The following is a 22,217-nucleotide window of genomic DNA, read 5'->3' as shown; positions in this document are numbered from 1 at the left end:
AAAATAAGTCCATGTTAGTTTATTTCATAGACTTATCTTTTTCTATGCCTAGGTGGCGGAAACTTGAACCATATAAGTTTTTAGGTTGGCTCTAGTTTCCCAAGATAAATTTTAAAATTCTATATGATTTTATTATTTGTCATCATATCCGTTAGGATTATTTTTGTGCCATGTCCAAGCTGTTTTGATTATAGCTTTTACATCAGTATATTTAGGAGTCCAGCCTAGAATCTTTTGAGCTTTTTCATTAGAAGCTATTAATCTTGCAGGATCACCAGCACGCCTTTCGCCCACAACAACTTTAATTTCTTCACTAGTTGCTTCTTTAGCTGAATCAATCATTTCTTTAACGCTAAAGCCAATTCCATTACCTAGATTGAAGATGTTACTTTCATTTCCGTTTTGTAAATACTCAACAGCTTTTATATGTGCGTCTGCTAAGTCTAGTACATGAATATAATCTCTTATACAAGTACCATCAGGAGTATCATAATCTTCTCCAAAAACAGTTATAGCTTCTCTTTTTCCAAGTGGAACTTGAAGTATTAGAGGTATTAAGTGACTTTCAGGAGAGTGATCCTCACCGATGCTTCCATCTTCTAGTGCACCAGCTGCATTAAAGTATCTTAAAGAAACGTAATTTATTCCGTTAGCTTTGCTAACCCATTTCATCATTTTTTCCATAGTCAGCTTTGTTTCACCATAGGTATTAGTTGGATTTGTTTCATCATCTTCAGAGATAGGAATTTTCTTTGGTTCTCCATATACTGCTGCAGTTGAAGAAAAAACTATATTCTTAATATCATGTTTTACCATACTTTCAAGTAATATTTGCATACCATATACATTATTATTGAAATATAGTAGAGGTTTTACCATACTTTCGCCAACTAAAGAATTAGCAGCGAAATGTATAATAGCATCGATTTTATTTTCAGAAAAAACTTTATCTAAAAACTCAGAATCTCTTATATCACCTTTATAAAATTTTGCTTTTGGATTTACAGCTTTCATATGACCTGATTGTAAATTATCAACTATTATTACGTCTTTATTTTGTTTTACAAGTTCATGAACTGTATGAGAGCCGATATATCCAGCACCACCACAAACTAATATTGACATATTAACATCTCCCTTATTTTTATTGATTTGGTTTAAAGACTTATACTTTAAATTTAAACTAAATCTTTCTTATAATCAACTTAATAAAATCTTAAGTAGTAAATCTTTTATCCAATTTTTCTTGTTCCATCTGAAATGCTAACTACATAGAAGCTAGGTTCATAGCCAATTTTGCTTGTATATTCGGCTTTAACTTTTTCTACAAATGAATCTATACAGTCTTCTTTAACAATATTAACTGTGCAGCCCCCGAAACCAGCGCCTGTCATACGAGCTCCAATTACACCTTCACTTTTCCAAGCAAGAGAAACTAAAGTATCTAGCTCTATTCCAGTAACTTCATAATCATCTCTTAGAGAAATGTGAGAATCATTCATAAGTTTTCCGAATAGAGTTAAATCATTTTCTTCTAGAGCTTTTACAGCCTTTAATGTTCTTCTATTTTCATATACTGCATGTTTTGCTCTTTTTGCTTTAATAGGATCTGAAATACAAGATTTAACTTCTTCAAATTCTTCTTCTGTAAGCTCACCTAAAGCATTAATATTCTTAACTTTTTGTATTTCAGCTAAGGCAGTTTCACATTCACTTCGTCTTTCATTGTACTTAGAGTCAGCTAGACCACGCTTTTTATTTGTATTGGCAATTACTATCTTGTAGCCATCCATAGCAATAGTACTGTATGAATATTTCAAGGTATTACAATCTAAAAGAATCGCACAATTTTCCTTTCCCATGCCAATAGCAAATTGATCCATTATTCCACAATTTACACCGATAAATTTATTTTCAGCTTCTTGACACATTTTTACTATATCAACCATGTTGATATTTAAATTGAACAAATCATTTAATATAGTTCCCATCAAAACTTCTATTGAAGCAGAAGAGGACAATCCAGAACCATTTGGAATATTTCCATAGAAAAGTATTTCAAATCCGTTAGGAATATTATAACCATGATTTTCAAAAGTTTTAATTACACCTTTAGGATAATTGGCCCAATCGTGTTGTTTTTCATATATCATATTTTCTAAACTAAATTCTAAAATTCCTAATTCTTTAAAGTTTAAAGAGTTAACTAATACATTTTTATCTTCTCTTTGTCTAACTAAAGCATAAGTTCCAATAGTAAGAGCGCAAGGAAAGACATTACCTCCATTGTAATCAGTATGCTCTCCAATTAAATTAACTCTTCCAGGTGAAAAGAAAACACTTTCAGCATCTTTTGCAAATAATTTTGTGAAATCACTTTTTAATACATTAATATTCTCCATATTTAATACCTCCCTTTTAATTTAATAGTAAGCGATTACTATTAAAAAGTAAAGAGAGAATTAAGAAAATTTAGAATTTTTTAGATATATACAAAATCTGTGAATATACACTATAAATGAAGGCTTAATAGGACAATAGTGATAAGCTTGATCTTTCATGAGAAAGATTACAAATAATAATTATTTCTGAAGTGATTATTTGAAAATATATAAATTTAGAATATTTTTATAGAAAAGGCTTACTGTTATAAAATTTAATAGGTAGCCTAAATTTTAAGCTACCTATTAGAATGTCCACTATTTTTTTGAATGGGAATGCCTATTTGAATTGTTGTTCATATTGTTCATCATGTTATTCATATTATTCATATTATTCATATTATTCATATTATTCATAGGCATATTGCCCTGATTTCCCATTAGCATACTTAATAAGGAATTAATATCGTTCATATTTCCCATATTATTCATATTTGGACCATTGCTATTCATATTATTTGCATTATTCATGTTAGGGTTGTTATTTGGATTATTAAATGGAGAACCGTTAGATCCGCCCATATTTCCCATCAACATGTTCATTAATGGATTTCCATTCATAGGGTTCATGCCGCCACCCATGCCACCCATAAGCATGTTCAATAAAGGATTACCACCCATTTGATTTGGATTACTGCCACCATTTTGATTAGGCATCATGGGATTTCTAAATCCGCCACCCATTCCATTAAAAAGGGAACTGAGTATCATACTTAATAAAGGATTCATTTTACCACCTTTTTGTTAATTGCTTTATTATAGTTTATTACAGAGGCATATAAAAGGATACTAAAATTTAATCTATAATAAAATATATATATGTTGCAATTCACAATGCGCAACGCACATTGCACAATTCACAATTGCAACTAAAATTATTGCAATATTTTTAGAATTATCATGAAGAATCATTTTTGAAATATATATATTAATGAAAGAAAATATTTTATGTTTAGAATACAGAATAAAAGAGGAAAAAATGAATAAAATAAACACAAGAACGAGGGTTGAGAACTGTAATCTTAGTTCTTTTTTATGTTTGTTTATGAAATATAAAGACAGCTAGAGAATATAAGCTAAGGAACTTAGGAGAATTTTATGAGAATCGGAGAACTGGAGATAGCAATAATAGATATAATTACATTTACGGGAATATTAATAACTCTTTTAACAGGAGTGCTTAATTTATTTCAAAACAAGAAAACTCTTTACATAAATAATATTACAAGATTTAGAGTCATATGGATAACTACATTAAGAACGCATATTGCAAGCTTGAAAGAGCTAAGCAATATAACTAACTTATATATTAGAACTAAAGATGGAAGTAATAAGATTGAATATAGAAGAGAGTTAGATAAAATAGTATCGTTGATTAAAATGCATTTGAATTTTACAGGAAAACTAGATATTGAGCTAATATTAAAAGTAGAAGAATTAAAAGCTACACTTAATAGTTATTTATTAATATATTATTGTAAAAATGCAATAAAATCTGCAGAAAGAAATGAAGATATAACAACGAAATTTTATGAAGCTATAGATGTGATAAGTGAAAAAAAAATATTAAAGGAATTTTTGGTTATGGCAAATAGTTATAAGAATGTTGAAAATAAAAATAATATAAATTTATTAAATTTACTAGAACTTAAAAATGAAGTTAAATCTGCATACAGCGATGAGTTACAATTAATAAATAATATAGTTGAAAAAAGCGATTATATAGTAAGTAATTATGAAAATGAAATTGAAAGCCTAAATAGAGATATAGATGAGCTTGTGCAAATATGTTTAAAAGCTGAGTGGATTAGATGTAAGGTAGAAACTAGAATATGGCCGTATAATAAATATGATGAAGAAAGAGTAATTACTAAGCTAAAGGATGAATATAAAAACATTAGACATAAAATGCAGACTTATAAATAGTAAGTCTGCATTTATAAAGCTGGATAGTAAATTTACATTTAAAAATGCTAGTAAGAAGGATCTTGCATTGGGATTAGAATTTAGAAATTTAAGTATAATATATATAATTTTATAACTTAAATCCTAATAATATTGATTATAAATTTTCATAGTGATATTATTTTTATTAACATGGATATAATTTCATATATAGAAATAAATGTTAATAAAAATAATTTTATATACATATGTTAAGGGGGCTATATAATATGGAAGAAAAAATTAATAGACAAAAGGCATGGGACGCACTTTGTAAGTATAATAAAAGTGATGCACTCAGAAAACATGGACTAGCAGTAGAGGGGGCAATGAGACATTTTGCTAAACTCTATAATGAAGATGAGGATGTATGGGGCATAATTGGATTACTTCATGATATAGATTATGAAATGTATCCAGATAAGCATTGTGCTAAATCTCAAGAAATAATGAGAGAAGAAGGATTTCCGGAGAGTTATATAAGAGCAGTTGCATCTCATGGATATGGAATAGTAAATGAAATAAAACCTGAAAGCAATGCTGAGAAGGTACTTTATACAATAGATGAACTTACAGGTCTTATAGGGGCAGCTGCATTAATGAGACCATCTAAAAGCGTAATGGATCTAGAAGTTAAATCTGTTAAGAAAAAATTTAAGACTAAAGGATTTGCGGCAGGAGTAGACAGAAATGTAATATTAAATGGTTGCAAGATGATAGATATGGAATTAGACAAGGTCATAGAAAATACAATTTTAGGAATGAGAAATGTAGCAGAAGATATTGGACTTTAGTATGGAATATTAATAGTTAAATTTATCATACAAATATAAAATTATATAGATATCCAAAACAAAACTTAGACTTATGCAATAATTTACCGAAAGGACAGGTACTCTGTTGTTTCGGTTACTGAGAATAAGTTGAGGCTTTCTAACAGCATAAGTTGCACCATTTCAGCATGCTCTCGAGACAAGCAAAAATGGAACAACTTATGATGAAGAAATGCCTGCAACATATTCTCTAATGTAACACTGCACAAAAGAGTACCTGTCCTTTCTGATATAGCAGATTTTTAAAGCTATAAGTATAATTCTCAAATTGGATATCTATATATAGGGTTCCATATTGATAACAATACATATCAACTGTTTCAAATTTCTGAATAACAGCAATATTGAAATTTCATAAGTTTGAATATCATTGAGGAACCATATAGTTAATAAGATACATTATTAAAATTAGGAGAATTTTTATGATTAAAAATATAATATTTGATCTTGGAAATGTTATTTTAGATTTTCAACCAAAGATATATGTAAGATCAAAAATTGATGAAGAAAAAGTAGAAGAAATATATAAATGTATATTTCAGAGTGATGAATGGCCAATGCTTGATAGAGGAACAATTTGTGAAGAAGATGCTAAAAGAAATATAATTAATAGAAACACTGAAAGTGAAGAGTTAATTAATAAAGTCTTTGAAAATTGGTACGACATACTGACTCCAATAGAAAGCAGCGTGGATACATTAAAAAAACTAAAGCAAAAAGGTTATAAAATTTATTATCTATCCAATTTTCATCTAGCAGCGTTTGAATATATAAATAATAAATATGACTTATTTAAATTATTTGAAGGAGGAGTGGTTTCTTATAAAGAGAAATTACTTAAACCTGAAAAAGAAATTTATGAGAAGATACTATATAGATATAGTTTAGAACCAGGTGAAACATTATTTATAGATGATATGGAGCAAAATATCGAAGCTGCTATTAAGCTTGGATTAAAAGGAATAGTCTTAAAAGAACCAAGGAAACTGGAAGGTGAATTACAAAAATTTGATATCAATATTTAAATAGTAAATAATAGAATGCATTAAAGTATTTTTATTGGACAATATAACACTAAAGGGTTTTAGAATAGGCATATAAAAGAAAATATACTAAAATACTGACTTGCTATATTTTAATTATTCAGCAAGTGTATTTTAAAAAATTAAAAAACAGAGATTAGAAATATACACATATGCTTATCTAGAAAATAGGAGGTGTTTGTATGGAGGATAAATATAATGTATCTTCAATGGGATTAACATATGACTTTATTCATAATGCTGCTGTAGCAAATACTGACATAAAGTTAAGTGATAACGAAGATTCACAGTCAAATGTGGAAAAAAGCTCTATAAAGGCTATAATAAAGCATTCGGGTGAGATAACAGGATATGAACTTTCAAATGGAGAGAGAATAACTAAAGAAAGAGGCGTGGAGCTAGCCAAAGATGGAGCTATATCTGGAGTATCTGTCTCAACATCAAGAAAAGGTGAGGAATATTTAAGGAGCTTAAGAGATGATGATGAGTCAAACAATTTAAGCGCCTTGCCAGTAGTAGAAGAATAAAATACTTTTTTAATAAAATTTGCTTATAAACTCTATGGAATATGTTACTATTAAAATAAAGAAAGAATATTTTTAACTAGAAAACTCATATCATTGAATTCAATGATATGAGTTTTTTCTTAAAAGTGTTAAAATAGTAAAAGAAGCATAATAATGAATAGATATGTGCTTAGAGGAAAAAAATAATAATTATAAGTTGATTAATGTAAGGAGATGTATTCATGAGTGATTTAAGTGACTTAAAGGAAATGACAAAAGCTAAGGCAGCAAAAGAAATGCAAGAATTGAAAGATAAGATATTAGAAAGATTGAGCTCGATTAAAAGAGATGGGATAGATGAATTAATAAAATATCTTTTAGAAAGAACCGATTATTTTACAGCCCCAGCATCTACTAAGTTTCATTCAAACTTTGATGGAGGATTAGCACTTCACTCTGATAATGTTGTTGAATTATTAATACAAAAAAATAAACAATATAACCTAGGTTTGAGTCATGATACAATGTATTTAACAGGATATCTACATGATTTGTGTAAGTGTAATTTTTATGAAAAAACTATGAGATTAAAAAAAGATGAGATGACAGGAAAGTGGATAGGATATGCAGCCTATGAATTTGACGATAAAATTCCTTTAGGACATGGAGAGAAAAGTGTAATTTTACTTCAACAGTTTGTCAAGTTATCATTAGAAGAATGTTTAATGATAAGATGGCATATGGGTGCTTATGTTCCAAAGGATGAATATAGAGACTACAATAAGGCAATAGAAATGCATAAGTCAGTTCTGGCATTTAGTAATGCAGATGCAGAGGCTTCACATTTCTTGGAAGAAGTAAGAGAACCAGAAGTTTATTCAATAGAAGAATATAATCAATATGTAAAAGAAAGAGCTTTAAGAAAAAATAGTTAATTATTACTTTATTTATATATGTGAGAAATAAGAAGGATTTGCAACCAAAATAAAGCATAAGGGACTTCAAACAAATTTATCAAGTATATTAAAGAAATATTGTCATAAATAGTAGCAATTTTAAAGATAATATAGTAAAATGTCAATGTTGTATAATAAAGATGTTTCAAGGTAAACTAGAAGGTGAGTATTTGAAGGTTATAAACATTAGAATATATAGGATTTTAGTGATTGAATTTTTGAAACAAATTCTAATGCAACTATAATTTATGCCAGAAAGGTTGTGATGTTAGGGTTGGAAAACAAGCTGAAGTTATACGGCTTTAACAACCTCACAAAAACACTTAGCTTTAACATCTATGATGTATGCTATGCAAAAAGTGAGCGAGAGCAAAAGGACTATATTGCTTATATTGATGAGCAATACAATTCAGAAAGACTTACTAGAATTCTGTGTGATGTAACGGAAAGTATTGGAGCACATGTACTTAATATTTCAAAACAAGATTATGATCCTCAGGGAGCAAGTGTAACTATTCTAGTATCGGAACAGACCCTAGCAGTCAAAGAGATAGATGCATCTTGTAATAAAGGTGAAATTGACATTTTGAAAACTAGAGACACTGTTGTAGGACATTTAGATAAAAGTCATGTTACTGTGCATACTTATCCAGAATATCATCCAGATAATTCAATTGCTACTTTTCGTGTTGATATTGATGTAGCCACGTGTGGAGAAGTTTCTCCTCTAAATGCACTAAACTATCTTATAGGAAGTTTTGATTCAGACATCATAACGATAGATTATCGTGTCAGAGGTTTTACCCGAGATGTTGATGGCAAAAAATTATTTATAGATCATAAAATAACATCAATACAAGATTATATTGATGAAAATACCTTGAAAAAGTATGATGCAATGGATATAAATGTATATCAATCAAATATATTTCACACTAAAATGCTAATTAAAGAAATTGAACTTCAAAATTACCTTTTTAATAGAGATGTTTATGAAATCAAGCCAAAGCAAAGACTTGAAATTGAAAACAACTTAAGAAGAGAGATGATTGAGATTTTTAGTGGAACTAATATATATTAACGGGAGGGATGTATACGATGAAAAACAAAGAATCCCACTCAAGAGCACCAATCTATGAAGCATTAATAGAATATAAGAAAGCTAGAGTGGTTCCGTTTGATGTACCAGGTCATAAGCAGGGCCGAGGAAATGATATGCTTAGGGAATTCTTGGGAGAGCAATGTCTTTCAGTAGATGTAAATTCAATGAAACCACTCGATAATCTTATTCACCCGGTATCGGTTATAAGAGAAGCTGAGGAGCTTGCGGCTGATGCATTTGGTTCTAAGCACGCATTTTTAATGGTTAATGGAACAAGTTCTGCAGTTCAGGCTATGGTTATGAGTGTATGTAAAAAAGGTGAAAAGATTATAATGCCTCGTAATGTGCATAGAAGTGCTATAAATGCTTTAATAATTAGCGGAGCAATTCCGGTTTATATAAATCCAGGAACAAATAAACAACTTGGAATACCACTTGGGATGTCAGTTGAAGATGTAAAAAAAGCAATTAGAGAAAACCCAGACGCAAAAGCGATATTTGTAAATAATCCTACTTATTATGGGATTTGTTCAAATTTAAAAGAAATTACGAAACTTGCCCATGAAAATGGAATGTACGTATTAGTAGATGAAGCTCATGGAACACATTTTTATTTTGGTGACAATATGCCTTTATCAGCAGTTGATGCTGGGGCAGATATGGCAGCAGTCAGTATGCATAAGACTGGAGGATCTTTAACTCAAAGTTCTTTTCTACTCTTAAATTGTGATTTAGCAATAGGATATGTTCGTCAAATAATTAATTTGACTCAGACTACAAGTGGTTCATATCTTTTAATGTCATCACTTGATTTGGCAAGAAGAGATCTTGTATTACATGGAAAAGAAATTTTTGATAAAGTAAAGCAAATCTCTGAATATGCTAGAGGTGAAATAAATAAAATAGGCGGTTATTATGCCTTTTCAAAAGAGTTAATTGATGGAGATGCAGTTTATGATTTTGATATAACAAAGTTATCTGTATTCACTAGAGAAATAGGTCTTGCTGGAATAGAAGTATATGATCTATTAAGAGATGAGTATGGTATACAAATTGAATTGGGAGACATTGCAAATATTTTAGCTATTATTTCTGTTGGAGATCGTAGTCTTGCAATTGAAAGATTAATATCTTCATTATCTGAAATTAAGAGATTGCATTCAAAAGATAAAATTGGTATGTTTGATCATGAGTATATAGATCCTGAAGTTGTATTAACTCCTCAGGAAGCATTTTATTCTCAAAAAACTTCAGTGCCGCTAAATGAAAGCAGTGAGAAAATATGTGCTGAATTTGTAATGTGTTATCCACCAGGAATACCAATTCTTGCTCCAGGAGAAAAAATAACAAAAGAAATATTGGACTACATAAATTATGCAAAAGAAAAAGGTTGTTTTTTAACTGGAACAGAAGATACTAAAATTGAAAATATTAATGTTGTGGAGGACAAGTAAATGGAGTTATGGTATACAGAACAACACACAGAAAATGTAAGATTTTCAATTAAAGTTGAAAAAGAAATACATACTGAAAAAACTGAATTCCAAAGAATAGATGTACTTGAAGCTAAGGAATTCGGAAGGTTTTTTACATTAGATGGATTAATGATGGTAACTGAAAAAGATGAATTTATTTACCATGATATGATAGTTCATGTACCAATGGCAACTAATCCAAATATTAAGAATGTTTTAGTTATAGGTGCTGGTGACGGTGGAACAATAAGAGAACTTACAAGATACAGCACAGTTGAAAAGATAGATATGGTTGAAATTGATAAAAGAGTTGTTGATATTTGTAGAGAGTATTTTCCGCTAACATCATGTAAGCTTGATGATAAAAGAGTTAATGTATTCTATGAAGATGGTTTGAAATTTATACGTGATAAAGAAGATGAATATGACTTAATAATAGTTGATTCAACAGATCCTTTTGGACCAGGAGAAGGATTATTTACTAAGGAGTTTTATGGAAATTGCTATAAAGCGTTAAAAGAAGATGGGATTTTAGTTAATCAACATGAAAGTCCTTACTATGATAATGATGCAGCTGCAATGAAAGAAGCTCATGAAAAAATAACGAAATTTTTTCCAATCATTAGGGTCTATCAAGCACATATTCCAACATATCCATCAGGACATTGGTTATTTGGATTTGCTTCAAAAAAGTATCACCCTATAAAGGATTTTGATGCAGAAGCTTGGAATAAGTTAGGGATAAAAACAAAATATTATAATACAGATCTTCATGTAGGGTGCTTTGCACTTCCAACTTACGTTAGAGATATGTTAAATGGACTTACTGATTAGAAAAATTATCAGATAATACAATTAAATTTTTTGTTCATGACTTGAAGATAATCAAAAAATAATAAGTCAATATTCTAAATTCAGCTGGAGCATAAAGCTCCGTCTGAAAAGTTTCATTTTATAAAGAAATTGGAGGAATTGGAATGGGAAAAGCTTTAATTATTGGCGCTGGTGGTGTCGCTAGCGTTGCTATTCATAAATGTTGTCAAAATTCAGAGGTGTTCGAGGAAATTTGTATCGCTAGTAGAACTTTATCAAAGTGTGATGCAATAAAAGCTTCATTAGAAGGAAAAACTAAGACAAAAATACAAACAGCAAAGGTAGATGCTGATAATGTACCAGAATTAGTTGCACTTATTAATAAATTTAAACCAGAAGTTGTTATAAATCTTGCACTTCCTTATCAAGACTTAACAATTATGGATGCTTGTTTAGAAACAAAAGTTCATTATGTAGATACAGCTAACTATGAACCACTTGATACAGCAAAATTTGAATATAAGTGGCAATGGGCATATAGAGAAAAATTTGAAAAGGCAGGTTTAACTGCATTACTTGGAAGTGGATTTGATCCAGGGGTTACTGGTGTATTTAGTGCTTATGCTCAAAAGCATTATTTTGATGAAATAAATTATATAGATATATTAGATGCTAATGCTGGTGACCATGGTTATCCATTTGCAACTAACTTTAACCCAGAAATCAATATTCGTGAAATTACAGCTCCAGGAAGTTATTGGGAAGAAGGGAAATGGATAGAAACAGAACCTCTTGAAATAAAGAGAGTTTATGATTTCCCAGAAATCGGACCAAAAGATATGTATTTATTACATCATGAAGAATTAGAATCTTTAGGTATAAATATTAAAGGAATTAAGAGAATAAGATTCTGGATGACATTCTCACAAAAGTATATAACACATTTAAATGTACTTGAGAATGTTGGTATGACTTCAATTGAACCAATTGAATTTGAAGGAAAGCAAATAGTACCATTACAATTCCTTAAAGCAGTATTACCAGATCCTGCATCATTAGGTCCAAGAACTAAAGGAAAGACTAATATAGGATGTATCTTCCAAGGTAAGAAAGATGGAAAAGATAAAACTTATTATGTATATAATGTTTGTGATCATGAAGAATGTTATAAAGAAGTTGGATCTCAAGCAATTTCTTACACAACTGGAGTTCCAGCTATGATAGGTGCAAGCTTAGTAATGAAAGGTTTATGGAAGAAACCAGGAGTATATAATGTAGAAGAATTCGATCCAGATCCATTTATGGAAGAGTTAAATAAATGGGGATTACCATGGAAAGAAAGCTTTGATCCAACTTTAGTTGAATAAATTGTGAGTATTTTAATCAAGTAATAACGGACTGAAAGGGCAGGTACTCTGTTGTTTCGGTTGCTATAGAAGATGGCTGTGGATTTCTAACATTAGAAGTTGCATCCAAAATGCTGGTTTCAAAGGCAAGCTTTGAACTAGCATATTTGGAACAACTTCTAATTAAGAAATACCTACAGCCATCTTCTAAATGCAACACTGCACAAAAGAGTACCTGCCCTTTCTGAGATTAAGAATGATTTAGATACTAATTTATTAAACTAAATTAGTAAATTATTATATTAACGAAAAAATAAGGATGAAGTCTTAATTAGAGTTTCCTGGAACTAGTTTATTTTCACGAAAAGCTGTGGCTTTCATCCTTACTTTTTACTGTAAATTTATAACTAGAAAAAGGTTTGGTGATTTAATGAAAGATATAGATTTAAGCAAATTACCATCACCATGTTATTTGGTTGATGAGAGACTTCTTAAGAAGAATTTGGAGACTTTAGATTATGTACAGAAGGAAACAGGTGCCAATATTATTCTGGCAACTAAAGCATTCTCTATGTACTCAACTTTCCCATTGATTGGAAGATATCTAAAAGGAGTTACTTCGAGTTCTCTTCATGAAGCCAGACTTGGATATGAAGAGATGGAGAAAGAAGTACATATTTATTCTCCTGCATATAGAGAAGATGAATTTGATGAGATAATGAAATATAGCGATCATATAGTATTTAATTCATTTAGTCAATGGAGAAAATATAAGGATAAAGTCAAAAACTTTAAAGGAAAGAAAATCGAATGTGCTATTCGTATTAACCCTGAGTATTCAGAGATAGAAACAGATATATATAATCCATGTTTTGAAAATTCAAGAATGGGAGTTACTTTGGCTAACTTTGAAGAAGAAGATCTTGAAGGTATAGATGGATTGCATTTTCATACAATGTGTGAACAGAATTCAGATACCCTTGAACGTACAATAAAAGTAGTGGATGAAAAATTCGGAAAGTACATCAAGAAAATGAAGTGGATTAACTTTGGTGGTGGTCATCATATTACTAGAGAAGATTATGATATAGAAACACTAATAAGATCTATTAAGTTTATAAAAGATAAATATGGAGTACAGGTATATCTTGAGCCAGGTGAAGCTATTGCTTTAAATACAGGATTCCTTGTATCAACAGTATTAGATACTATGAAAAATGGAATGGATATAGCTATACTAGATACTTCAGCGGAATGTCATATGCCAGACGTACTTGCAATGCCATATAGACCTAATATAATAGGTGCTGGAAAGCCAAATGAATTCGAATTTACTTATAGATTTGGTGGTCCTACTTGCCTTGCAGGTGATATTATAGGAGATTATTCATTTAAAGAACCTTTAAAGCCAGGTGATAAACTTGTATTTTGCGATATGGCTATTTACTCAATGGTTAAAAATAATACCTTTAATGGAGTTAATCTTCCTGCAATTGTAAAATATAGTGAAGAAAAAGGTATTGAAGTAATAAAAGAATTTGGATATGAAGATTTTAAAGCTAGATTGTAAATTATAATTTGGTTAAAGTTTTGAAAATATAATTAAAAATAAACATAAATTAGCTGTCTAAAAATAGGATTTTATTCCTGCTTTTAGACAGCTATTTTTTTAGTAGAAAATTATATATCATATTAATTTAAAATACAATATTAAAAGAATGAAACGTACATATTAAGGAATTAAAAGAATATTTAAGCGGAAAAGAGGATAAAATGCGTTTTATTCCATTATATTAACGTTTAATTACTGAATATTGGCGTTTTATTCTGGGTTAATTTACATAATTTCGTTAATATGTAAAAATATTATCAGGGATAAATAATAATGCAAAACTACTTATAATGGGGTAAGAGGGATCATATTAAACGAGTTCGATTAAAAAGTAATTTTACAATATAGGAGGATTATAAAGTGGATGTTATAAACCAAACCAATAGAACAATATTATTTGAGGAAATAAACCCTGAAAAATTAGATTTAATTACTATAATAGGTGATACAAAAGGGTTAAACAGTTTAAATGACGATAAGATAAAAGAAATTAATGAACTTCTTTTAGTTAATAGTTTTGATGAATTTTTGGATAAGTTCTCACCAGTTGTATATTCTTTCTATAATGCGACTAATCAAAAAGTAATGTATACGTTAAAAAAGCCTGAGAACTTTCCAAGTGAACTAATAACAGAAATTCCAATTAATAAGTCAAATGATTTCTTAAAAATGTTATTCACATTAATTGACACAAAGAGAGCTCAAGGTATTGCTAATGTAGATTTTAAATTTGAAAATCTATTGGATATGATATCACCTAAAAAAGTAATGGATGATATAAAACAAACTAGAAAGGAAATTCAATATACATATAGCCAATATGAAGCTTTAGATGATGAAGATCCAAGCAAACTTGATCTAGGGGACAAGCTTAATGTTATGTTTGAAGAAGCTAGCTCAAACTATAATAACATAATGGCAATGTTACCACTTGCTATTGAAGATATAAAAACAAGGTTACTTCTTGGAGGAGAAGATAAGAATAATTCAAATGAACCTCTTAAACTAGGCGTTTTAAGCATGGGAGAAGATGGTGAGTTAAAAGTATTAGAAGCTCCAAAGGTAGAAGAAACATCATTGATTGCTATAGATGATAAAGCCAATATGGGACTTATTGAAGCTTTTGAAGATGATTATGATGAAGTAAATGAAGTGAAGTCAGAGTATGTAAAAAGCTTAGTAGTAAGAACTTTTTGTCCTTTAGCATCTACTATGGAAAGCTCTGTTGATTTAGGTGTAGAAGTAAGCAATTATAACACATATTTAGATTTCTACAAAACATCTAAGGATGATTTCATAAAGACAGTTAAGCCACTGATAGAGAAGATATTAGGCGTTAAAATGTTTTTTGATCAATACAAGACAAAGAACAAGGGAATGAAGCCAAGTTTGTTAGTTACAAATACAAAGCTTAGCAGATTAGTAAATGCTCAAAACTTACCAAGATTAAATACTTATTTAAGCTCAGTAAATGATAAAAATGACTTTGATAACACAATTTGGTTTGGAGTAGTTCCATCAATTGAGCTTGAAGGTCAAAGTAAAAATAAGGTTAGAAGAGAAAGATTCAAGGCTAATAAGCAAGTAGAGAAAACAGATTCAAATTCTATGGAAGATTTAGCAACGCTTTTAGATACAGTTAAAAAGTATCGTGTTCAAATATTCTTTAGTTTTGAACCAAGAGAGGATACTACATTCAACCATGTAGCAACAGCCGGAATTGAAAAATTTGTGGATAAATGTGAACCACTTATGCATAACACTTATAGTGAATTTGCAATTCCATGTATACCTAATTTCACAGTTATTCCAAAGGAAAAATCTGGGGTTGTATTAGATAAAAGAATGGTGCTTTCTGAAGAAGGCTCTGCAGAGTTATCTAAAGAAAAAGAAGATATTCTAAAACTTTGGATTGAAGGGGTCTATATTGGAAGTTCATATATAGCAGCTGGAGTTGTAGCTGCATACCAATGCCCAGAATATTTAAGAGAGTATTTTGGAGATATATATAGCGAATATCCAGGAGTTAGATTTGATATAGAATCAGGTTCTAATGCCTTAAAGATAACAACTACTTTAGCAAAAGAAATATCTGGTTTTACAAATGAAATTAAAAATTCAATAAATAAAAAAAATTTCGGTTTTGTCTTTTCATCTGAAAATGCAAAGCTTGAAGGTAAAGATATAAAACAAATTACTGTTTATAAAGCTAGAAGCTTACAGGCTACCGAAAATGATTTTGAATCAATATATAAAACACTAGTAACAACATATATAGAAAGAATATTGAGATTCTATACTAATGATTTCAAAGAAGATAATATTATTAAATTCTTTAGCAATAATCCTACTAGTGTTAAGAGTAAGTGGGTGGCTCATAAAGAATATACCAATGCCATAGTAAAAGATGGTGATGATATTAACTTTGTAATAAATGAAAAGAATGGAACATGTAATATTGACTTAGTATTTAACGGAAACGTTAAGAACTTAGAAGTTGAGATTACACGTAATGATGCACACAGTCAAGTTGGCTAATTATAATAGATTAAAAATCTATTTTAATTATAAATAAAAATAAAGGGAGGCTCAAAAATGGGATTTAGAGTAAAAGTTGAGGGCGCAGAAAGTATTGATTTAAACATCGAAAGTATCGAAACTGTAGAATTTAAAACAGATACACCAGATGATTCTAATGCACGTTCAACAGACTTAGGAACAACATTAGAAATCGCTGGTAAAATTTTGACACCAGTAAACGGGGAGGCAGCAGATACTACAATTAAGCTAGCACAATGGTCATTAGTACCGGCAGAAAAGGCTGATTGTTATAGAAACGTTAAAGTAGATGTTATTTCTGCTTCTCAAATCGTAAGACAATTTACTTTACCTAATGCATTTGTAGTTAAATACGAAGAAGATTTTGGTGATGTAGAAGGTGTTGGTACATTTAGATTGTATGTTAAACAAAAGAAGGACAAAACTGCTAGCGTTAAATTTGAAGGCGGTTTTGCTGAATAAAAATTAAAATAAGGAGGATTTTAATAAATGGGATTTAAAGTAAAAATTGAAGGCGCAGAAACAATAGATCTTAGCATAGAAAGTGTTCAAACAGTAAAACTTATTACAGATACGCCAGAAGATTCAAATGCAAGATCAAAAGATGTAGGAAGCACAATGGTTATCAAAGGTAAGATCTTAACAGCAGTTGATGGAGATCCATTTGATAGCACAAGAAAAATGGGTACATGGTCATTAGTACCAGCAGAAAAAGCTGACTGTTATAGAAAAGTAACTGTAGAAGTAATTTCAGCAGATCAAATTATAAGAAAAATAACTTATCCTAATGCCTTTGTAGTAGATTATAAAGAAACATTTGGAGATACTGAAGGTATAGGTACTTTTGAACTTGTTGTAAGACAAAAGAAAGACAAGCTAAGTACAGTTACAATAGAGGGCGGATATAGCGCTTAATCTTAAAATTAAATTGATTTTTCTTTTGGAGCTTAACTCCAAAAGAAAAATCTTTTACTATAACGTAGAAGCACTAAAATCATTCTTAAAAGATGGGGTGTAAGGTGAAAGATTATTATAAAGTATTAAATGTATCAATAAATGCTAGTAATGATGAAATAAAAAAAGCATTTAGAAGTTTGGCTAAGAAATATCATCCTGATAGAAATAAAGATGATAAGGATGCCTTAAGAAAATTTCAAGAAGTAAATGAAGCTTATGAACTTTTAAGCAAAGAAGAATCAAGAAAAAAATATGATCAAGAAATATTTAAAGAAAAGAATAATCAAGAAACAAAAAATAAATCACGTAGAGAAGACAAGACTAAGACATATCAAGATAAAGGTGAAAGTATAGAAAACTTAAATAAATATTTTGAAAATTTTTTTGGATTTAACGCGAACAGCAATGATATTAATAAAGAAAAGTTAAAAAAGGGAAAGAATCCAATAGATACAAGCAAAATGTTTGATAGCTTTTTTAATATAAAGTGAAGCTTTTCGGGTAGAGTTTTATGCTCTTTCTGAAATTAGTTTGACTGATACCCTCAAAGGGGATATCGTCTGAGAGCATGCAGCTTAAATTCTCAATTTAAAAGAGAATGGTTACAGATGCTAGCTATTAGATAAATAAGAAGTAATGGAGTGAATTACTTTGAAAGAAGAAAATAATATGAATTTTAATAATAAGCTGTTAGTGACAATGCAGATAATAAATGTATTTATAGGCGTAATAATTGCACTAATATGTGTGGTTGCATATATCACAATACAATCAATTTATATAAGAACATTAATTATTGTTATTGTAATGGGATTTGGTGTATGGGGATTTATCAGTTTATACAAGAAACTGCACAAAGAAGAAATAATGGAAGATGAAAGTAATATAAGCAAAATTGAGCTAGTTAACGAAGAGAATGAAATTATAAGAAGTTGGGATATAGGAGAGCGAATATCATTTCTTATTGGGAAAAATGGTAGGAGTGATGAAATGCTTATAGATTTAAGTACTTCAATTTACTCTAAATTTATAGAAAATGAGCATGCAGTATTAAATTATGCATCAGGAAGATGGTATGTAGAAGATTTATCAGAAAATGCTGGACTTGTAATCCAGAAAGCTGCTGATGATACAAAATATAGAATTGTAAAAGATGCTCCTTGTGAATTAAAAAGAGGAGATATTCTATTTATTTCTAAGGTTAAACTTTTACTTAGATGAGCCAAGGAAAATAAAAGTTACTTAATTAATAGGAAATACATTGAAATGTTAACTTTTACTTAAATGAAATGGAGTGAGGTAAATGGGTCTTATTAGATGTCCCAATGGTCATATGTTTAGTGAAAGGCGTTATGGAACTATATGTCCATATTGTAATATAGATACTTCAACAAAGGAAAGACCAGAACCAGTTCAAGAAAAAATGGATATAGAAACTAATCTTTTATACCAAGAAATTGAACCAGTTTGTGGATGGCTTGTATGTATTGAAGGTACAAGGGTTGGTAAGGATTATAAGATAAAAAGCGGGAAAAACTTTATTGGTAGATCAGATGATATGGATATTCAAATAATAGGGGATAATGGAATTGCTGCTAGAAATCATGCAATAATCGTATATGATCCCAAGAAAAATAATAATGTCCTATTACCTGGGGATTCATCAGGTATTGCTTATTTAAATGAAGAACCAGCTTACATGCCATCTGAATTATCACCATATGATGTAATTGAGCTTGGTAAAAGCAAATTTCTTTTTGTACCATTTTGTGGAGAGCATTTTGAATGGGGAGATAATAAGTAGGTATATATAATATGATTAATATTAATGATTACTCAAATTTGAAATTTATATTTTTACTATTAGCAGTATTAATCCTTTTACTAATAGCACGGAATTTTATAATAAGAAGAATTTATAAGCAAGAATTAGAGATAGCAAATGAAATATTTATTGGGAATGAAGAAATACAAGAGGATTATTTAGAAGTAGTAAATAAATCAAATGGAACCATGGCAGTTTTAGCAGATGGACTAGGAAAAAATGAGGCAGGAAGAATTTCAAGCATTGTGGCTGTAAAAACAATAAGTAAGTTATTTAAAGAGGAAGGAAACAAGGAAAAGATAACATACTTTTTTAAGAAAGCTTTTAATAAAGCCAGCCGTGAAATTATAAAAAGAGTCGAAAAGGATAAGGGCGGAGCAAGTGTACTTAGTGTAATAATATATGATAATTTATTATCTTACGCTCTAGTTGGAGATGTTATGCTAGCCATTTTTAGAAATAAAGAACTTGTAAAACTAAGTAAAGGTCATTCAATAAGTGAAGTAGCAAAAAAAGAATATTATAATGGGAAAATTCAAAAAGACGAAGCTTTATATGCGCTAAAGGAAAAGAAACTTCTATATTACATTGGACAAGAATCATTTAGAGATATAGAAATTTCTGAAAGCCCAATTGAACTTCAGAAAAATGACATAATAATACTCATGAGCAGAGGCGTATATGAAGGGTTAAGATGGATAGAAATTGAAAGAATTTTAGGAAACAAAAAAGCTAATATAAATGAAATTTGTGGGCAAATAATGGAGAACGTTAAAGATAATAATAAAAATAATTGCAATGGCAGCATTATGCTTATGAGATATTGCGGTAAAAAATAAAAACTTTTAAGGATAAAACCAAATTTATTTAAACTAATAAAACTAAGTTAGGGTGGACGATAATGAGAAAGTTAAACTCGAAGTTTAAGACAAGCTTTATATCAGAAGAAGGAACTTTTCTACAAAATAAAGATTACTTTGCATTCGCTGAATTAGATAATTATGCATGTTATGTAGTAGCTGATGGAATCGATGAAGATAAGGAATTAGAAAGCGCAAAAATTGCAGTGACTACATTTATTAGAGATTTCACAGCTAAGCCAACTATGAATAGATTCATTCTAAGAAAATACTTAAAGGATGCAAATAGTGAGTTAATAAGAAGCAGTAGGAATGTTAGATTAAAAGCATCAATTACAGTAGTTGTAACTAATTATAGTAAATTAATATATTCAGTTATAGGAAATACTAGATTTTACTACTTTAAGGATGGATATTTAAAGTATAAGAGTAAGGATCAGTCGTTAGCTCAAAATTTAGTAGATGATGAAATGATTCCATCAGATGCAATGTCAAAACATTTTGAGAGAAATAATCTTTCTTCGTATTTAGGACAAGATAATTTAAATAAAATTTATATATCAAAAAAAATTAAACTTTCTGATGGAGATGCATTTGCAATTCTTACAAAAGGAATATGGGAGAATTGCGATGCTAAGGAGATAGAGGATTCACTAGAAGGTGCAAAGGAACCTAAAGAAGTTACTGATAATATTGAAGAAATGATTTTGTCAAAGCAGCTGAAGGAAATAGAGAACTATACATTAGCATTAACATTTGTAGAAAAGTCATACATAGACCCAAAAAGAAGCAAGAAAATAAAAATAGCTATAATAGTTGCAATACTCTTACTCTTAGTTATAGCAATAGGAGTAGGGGCATTTATAATTCATAAAAATAGAAAACAGGAAGCTATTGCATCTGTTAACGAAGGTAAACAAAACGCAGAAGAATATATAAAGAACGGTAATATAGAAAAAGCAGATGAGGAATATAAGAAAGCTTTAGATACAGCGAAGAAATATAAACTTAAAGATGATATTGATAATTTAACTGAAGATTATAAATATACAGAAATAGTATTAGATGGAGATAAAGATTTAGAAGGAAAAAAATATGATGATGCGTTAGATAAATATGTACTAGCCTTAGAAAAGTCAGGAGAAGCAGAAGAGGCTGGAAGTGACTATGTATTAAAGAAAATAGATATTGCAAAAGAATGTGTAAAAGTAGCGGATTTATTGACTTTAGCAGATAAGCAGTATGATGATAATGACTTAGATGGTGCATTAAAAAATTATTTAGACGTAAAAGATTTAGCAGTAGATTATTACTTAAAAGATGAAAAAAAAGAAGCAATGGATAAAATTCAAAAGATTTATGATCAAAAGGCAGCCGATGCAAAACAAAAAAAGGCTGATGATGATAAGGCTGCAGCAGATAAGAAACAAGCTGAAGATGATAGTAAAAAAGCAGCTGATGATGCAGCTAAGAAGGCAGAAGATGATAAAAAAGCTGCAGAAGATAAGGAAAGCAAAGCTATAGATCTTAGAAAAAATGGAGATTTAAAATATACAGCAGGTGATTATGTAAGTGCAAAAATGTATTATGAATTAGCTAAGAAATCATTTGAGGATGCTAGTGACACTAGTTCAGCTGATGAATTAGTGGACAAAATAGCTCTTATGGATAAAAAAATCAGTGAAACTTCAGATAAAAAAAGTGAAGCTGATAAATATGCACAGGCGGCTGATGCAAAATATGCAGCTGGTGATAGTGCTTCAGCAAAAGTATTATATCTTTTAGCTAAGGACGCATATAACAGCTTGGGAGATGCAGATAATCTAGCTAAAGTAACGGAAAAAATCACAGCGATAGATAAGGCTTCTGCTAAGTCATAATAATAATTTAAGAGATGTTAAGTTTGAGATATATCTAAATAAACTAATAGGTAAATGTAGGTGGA

The 22,217-nt window shown here is 29.7% G+C and carries 21 protein-coding genes; 18 read left to right on the top strand and 3 right to left on the bottom strand.

All coding sequences use genetic code 11. The features are described 5' to 3' along the window. Positions 1–132: 132 nt before the first annotated feature. From galE to F3K33_RS22635, 3 genes are all read right to left on the bottom strand, one after another. Positions 133–1,125, bottom strand: coding sequence for a UDP-glucose 4-epimerase GalE (gene galE, locus F3K33_RS22645; RefSeq protein ID WP_023973598.1), 993 nt, complete (start codon positions 1,123–1,125; stop codon positions 133–135). 107 nt (positions 1,126–1,232) lie between these two features. Continuing rightward, a complete protein-coding gene (locus tag F3K33_RS22640) occupies positions 1,233–2,402 on the bottom strand; it encodes a galactokinase (RefSeq protein ID WP_012060575.1) in 1,170 nt (389 codons plus the stop codon). 297 nt (positions 2,403–2,699) lie between these two features. Beyond that, on the bottom strand, positions 2,700–3,170 hold the full coding sequence (locus F3K33_RS22635; protein ID WP_039770056.1) for a hypothetical protein: 471 nt from the start codon (positions 3,168–3,170) through the stop codon (positions 2,700–2,702). A gap of 369 nt (positions 3,171–3,539) precedes the next feature. On the opposite strand from F3K33_RS22635, the gene F3K33_RS22630 reads away from it, so the two are divergent. The 18 genes from F3K33_RS22630 to F3K33_RS22545 all read left to right on the top strand — a co-directional run bounded on the left by F3K33_RS22630 (position 3,540) and on the right by F3K33_RS22545 (position 22,152). After that, a complete protein-coding gene (locus F3K33_RS22630) occupies positions 3,540–4,367 on the top strand; it encodes a hypothetical protein (RefSeq protein WP_023973596.1) in 828 nt (275 codons plus the stop codon). 248 nt (positions 4,368–4,615) lie between these two features. Further along, the gene (locus F3K33_RS22625; RefSeq protein ID WP_039770058.1) at positions 4,616–5,179 is read left to right on the top strand and encodes an HDIG domain-containing metalloprotein; all 564 of its coding nucleotides are present in this window, start codon (positions 4,616–4,618) and stop codon (positions 5,177–5,179) included. 461 nt (positions 5,180–5,640) lie between these two features. Further along, positions 5,641–6,243, top strand: a complete 603-nt coding sequence (locus tag F3K33_RS22620) for an HAD family hydrolase (RefSeq protein WP_023973593.1) — start codon at positions 5,641–5,643, stop codon at positions 6,241–6,243. Positions 6,244–6,443: 200 nt separating this feature from the next. Then, positions 6,444–6,788: a DUF3892 domain-containing protein gene (locus F3K33_RS22615; RefSeq protein ID WP_017212590.1), complete on the top strand. Its 345-nt coding sequence runs from the start codon at positions 6,444–6,446 to the stop codon at positions 6,786–6,788. A gap of 221 nt (positions 6,789–7,009) precedes the next feature. After that, a complete protein-coding gene (locus F3K33_RS22610) occupies positions 7,010–7,702 on the top strand; it encodes a 3'-5' exoribonuclease YhaM family protein (RefSeq protein ID WP_012060569.1) in 693 nt (230 codons plus the stop codon). A 283-nt stretch (positions 7,703–7,985) separates the two neighbouring features. Then, positions 7,986–8,804 carry an adenosylmethionine decarboxylase gene (gene speD, locus F3K33_RS22605; RefSeq protein WP_170816507.1) on the top strand — a complete coding sequence of 273 codons (819 nt, stop codon included), beginning with the start codon at positions 7,986–7,988 and terminating at the stop codon, positions 8,802–8,804. A gap of 17 nt (positions 8,805–8,821) precedes the next feature. Then, positions 8,822–10,279 (top strand): aminotransferase class I/II-fold pyridoxal phosphate-dependent enzyme, encoded by a 1,458-nt coding sequence (locus F3K33_RS22600; RefSeq protein WP_012060567.1) that lies wholly within the window; start codon positions 8,822–8,824, stop codon positions 10,277–10,279. Beyond that, complete coding sequence (gene speE, locus F3K33_RS22595; protein ID WP_023973592.1) at positions 10,280–11,134, top strand: polyamine aminopropyltransferase; 855 nt, start codon at positions 10,280–10,282, stop codon at positions 11,132–11,134. A 143-nt stretch (positions 11,135–11,277) separates the two neighbouring features. Next, positions 11,278–12,480, top strand: a complete 1,203-nt coding sequence (locus F3K33_RS22590; protein ID WP_023973591.1) for a saccharopine dehydrogenase family protein — start codon at positions 11,278–11,280, stop codon at positions 12,478–12,480. 409 nt (positions 12,481–12,889) lie between these two features. After that, complete coding sequence (gene nspC / locus F3K33_RS22585) at positions 12,890–14,029, top strand: carboxynorspermidine decarboxylase (protein WP_039770061.1); 1,140 nt, start codon at positions 12,890–12,892, stop codon at positions 14,027–14,029. A gap of 402 nt (positions 14,030–14,431) precedes the next feature. Further along, the gene (locus tag F3K33_RS22580) at positions 14,432–16,609 is read left to right on the top strand and encodes a hypothetical protein (protein WP_039770063.1); all 2,178 of its coding nucleotides are present in this window, start codon (positions 14,432–14,434) and stop codon (positions 16,607–16,609) included. A 57-nt stretch (positions 16,610–16,666) separates the two neighbouring features. Continuing rightward, positions 16,667–17,092 carry a hypothetical protein gene (locus F3K33_RS22575; protein WP_012060562.1) on the top strand — a complete coding sequence of 142 codons (426 nt, stop codon included), beginning with the start codon at positions 16,667–16,669 and terminating at the stop codon, positions 17,090–17,092. Between the two features lie 27 nt (positions 17,093–17,119). Then, complete coding sequence (locus F3K33_RS22570; RefSeq protein ID WP_012060561.1) at positions 17,120–17,545, top strand: hypothetical protein; 426 nt, start codon at positions 17,120–17,122, stop codon at positions 17,543–17,545. Positions 17,546–17,649: 104 nt separating this feature from the next. Further along, on the top strand, positions 17,650–18,078 hold the full coding sequence (locus F3K33_RS22565; RefSeq protein WP_039770066.1) for a DnaJ domain-containing protein: 429 nt from the start codon (positions 17,650–17,652) through the stop codon (positions 18,076–18,078). A 160-nt stretch (positions 18,079–18,238) separates the two neighbouring features. Continuing rightward, positions 18,239–18,808: an FHA domain-containing protein gene (locus F3K33_RS22560; RefSeq protein WP_023973585.1), complete on the top strand. Its 570-nt coding sequence runs from the start codon at positions 18,239–18,241 to the stop codon at positions 18,806–18,808. Positions 18,809–18,890: 82 nt separating this feature from the next. Then, positions 18,891–19,391, top strand: a complete 501-nt coding sequence (locus F3K33_RS22555) for an FHA domain-containing protein (protein ID WP_023973584.1) — start codon at positions 18,891–18,893, stop codon at positions 19,389–19,391. Positions 19,392–19,402: 11 nt separating this feature from the next. Next, positions 19,403–20,251 carry a PP2C family protein-serine/threonine phosphatase gene (locus F3K33_RS22550; RefSeq protein ID WP_023973583.1) on the top strand — a complete coding sequence of 283 codons (849 nt, stop codon included), beginning with the start codon at positions 19,403–19,405 and terminating at the stop codon, positions 20,249–20,251. 62 nt (positions 20,252–20,313) lie between these two features. After that, positions 20,314–22,152, top strand: coding sequence for a PP2C family protein-serine/threonine phosphatase (locus tag F3K33_RS22545; RefSeq protein ID WP_039770068.1), 1,839 nt, complete (start codon positions 20,314–20,316; stop codon positions 22,150–22,152). Positions 22,153–22,217: the final 65 nt, after the last annotated feature.

The sequence above is a fragment of the Clostridium beijerinckii genome, from assembly GCF_008705175.1.
GTDB lineage: Bacteria > Bacillota > Clostridia > Clostridiales > Clostridiaceae > Clostridium > Clostridium beijerinckii.
This window is presented reverse-complemented; position numbering and strand designations above follow the sequence as displayed.

Bases quoted from the DNA above. Each gene is read 5' to 3' on its own strand.
- galE (WP_023973598.1), bottom strand. From the start codon at position 1,125: ATGTCAATATTAGTTTGTGGTGGTGCTGGATATATCGGCTCTCATACA.
- F3K33_RS22640 (WP_012060575.1), bottom strand. From the start codon at position 2,402: ATGGAGAATATTAATGTATTAAAAAGTGATTTCACAAAATTATTTGCA.
- F3K33_RS22635 (WP_039770056.1), bottom strand. From the start codon at position 3,170: ATGAATCCTTTATTAAGTATGATACTCAGTTCCCTTTTTAATGGAATG.
- F3K33_RS22630 (WP_023973596.1), top strand. From the start codon at position 3,540: ATGAGAATCGGAGAACTGGAGATAGCAATAATAGATATAATTACATTT.
- F3K33_RS22625 (WP_039770058.1), top strand. From the start codon at position 4,616: ATGGAAGAAAAAATTAATAGACAAAAGGCATGGGACGCACTTTGTAAG.
- F3K33_RS22620 (WP_023973593.1), top strand. From the start codon at position 5,641: ATGATTAAAAATATAATATTTGATCTTGGAAATGTTATTTTAGATTTT.
- F3K33_RS22615 (WP_017212590.1), top strand. From the start codon at position 6,444: ATGGAGGATAAATATAATGTATCTTCAATGGGATTAACATATGACTTT.
- F3K33_RS22610 (WP_012060569.1), top strand. From the start codon at position 7,010: ATGAGTGATTTAAGTGACTTAAAGGAAATGACAAAAGCTAAGGCAGCA.
- F3K33_RS22600 (WP_012060567.1), top strand. From the start codon at position 8,822: ATGAAAAACAAAGAATCCCACTCAAGAGCACCAATCTATGAAGCATTA.
- speE (WP_023973592.1), top strand. From the start codon at position 10,280: ATGGAGTTATGGTATACAGAACAACACACAGAAAATGTAAGATTTTCA.
- F3K33_RS22590 (WP_023973591.1), top strand. From the start codon at position 11,278: ATGGGAAAAGCTTTAATTATTGGCGCTGGTGGTGTCGCTAGCGTTGCT.
- nspC (WP_039770061.1), top strand. From the start codon at position 12,890: ATGAAAGATATAGATTTAAGCAAATTACCATCACCATGTTATTTGGTT.
- F3K33_RS22575 (WP_012060562.1), top strand. From the start codon at position 16,667: ATGGGATTTAGAGTAAAAGTTGAGGGCGCAGAAAGTATTGATTTAAAC.
- F3K33_RS22570 (WP_012060561.1), top strand. From the start codon at position 17,120: ATGGGATTTAAAGTAAAAATTGAAGGCGCAGAAACAATAGATCTTAGC.
- F3K33_RS22555 (WP_023973584.1), top strand. From the start codon at position 18,891: ATGGGTCTTATTAGATGTCCCAATGGTCATATGTTTAGTGAAAGGCGT.
- F3K33_RS22550 (WP_023973583.1), top strand. From the start codon at position 19,403: ATGATTAATATTAATGATTACTCAAATTTGAAATTTATATTTTTACTA.
- F3K33_RS22545 (WP_039770068.1), top strand. From the start codon at position 20,314: ATGAGAAAGTTAAACTCGAAGTTTAAGACAAGCTTTATATCAGAAGAA.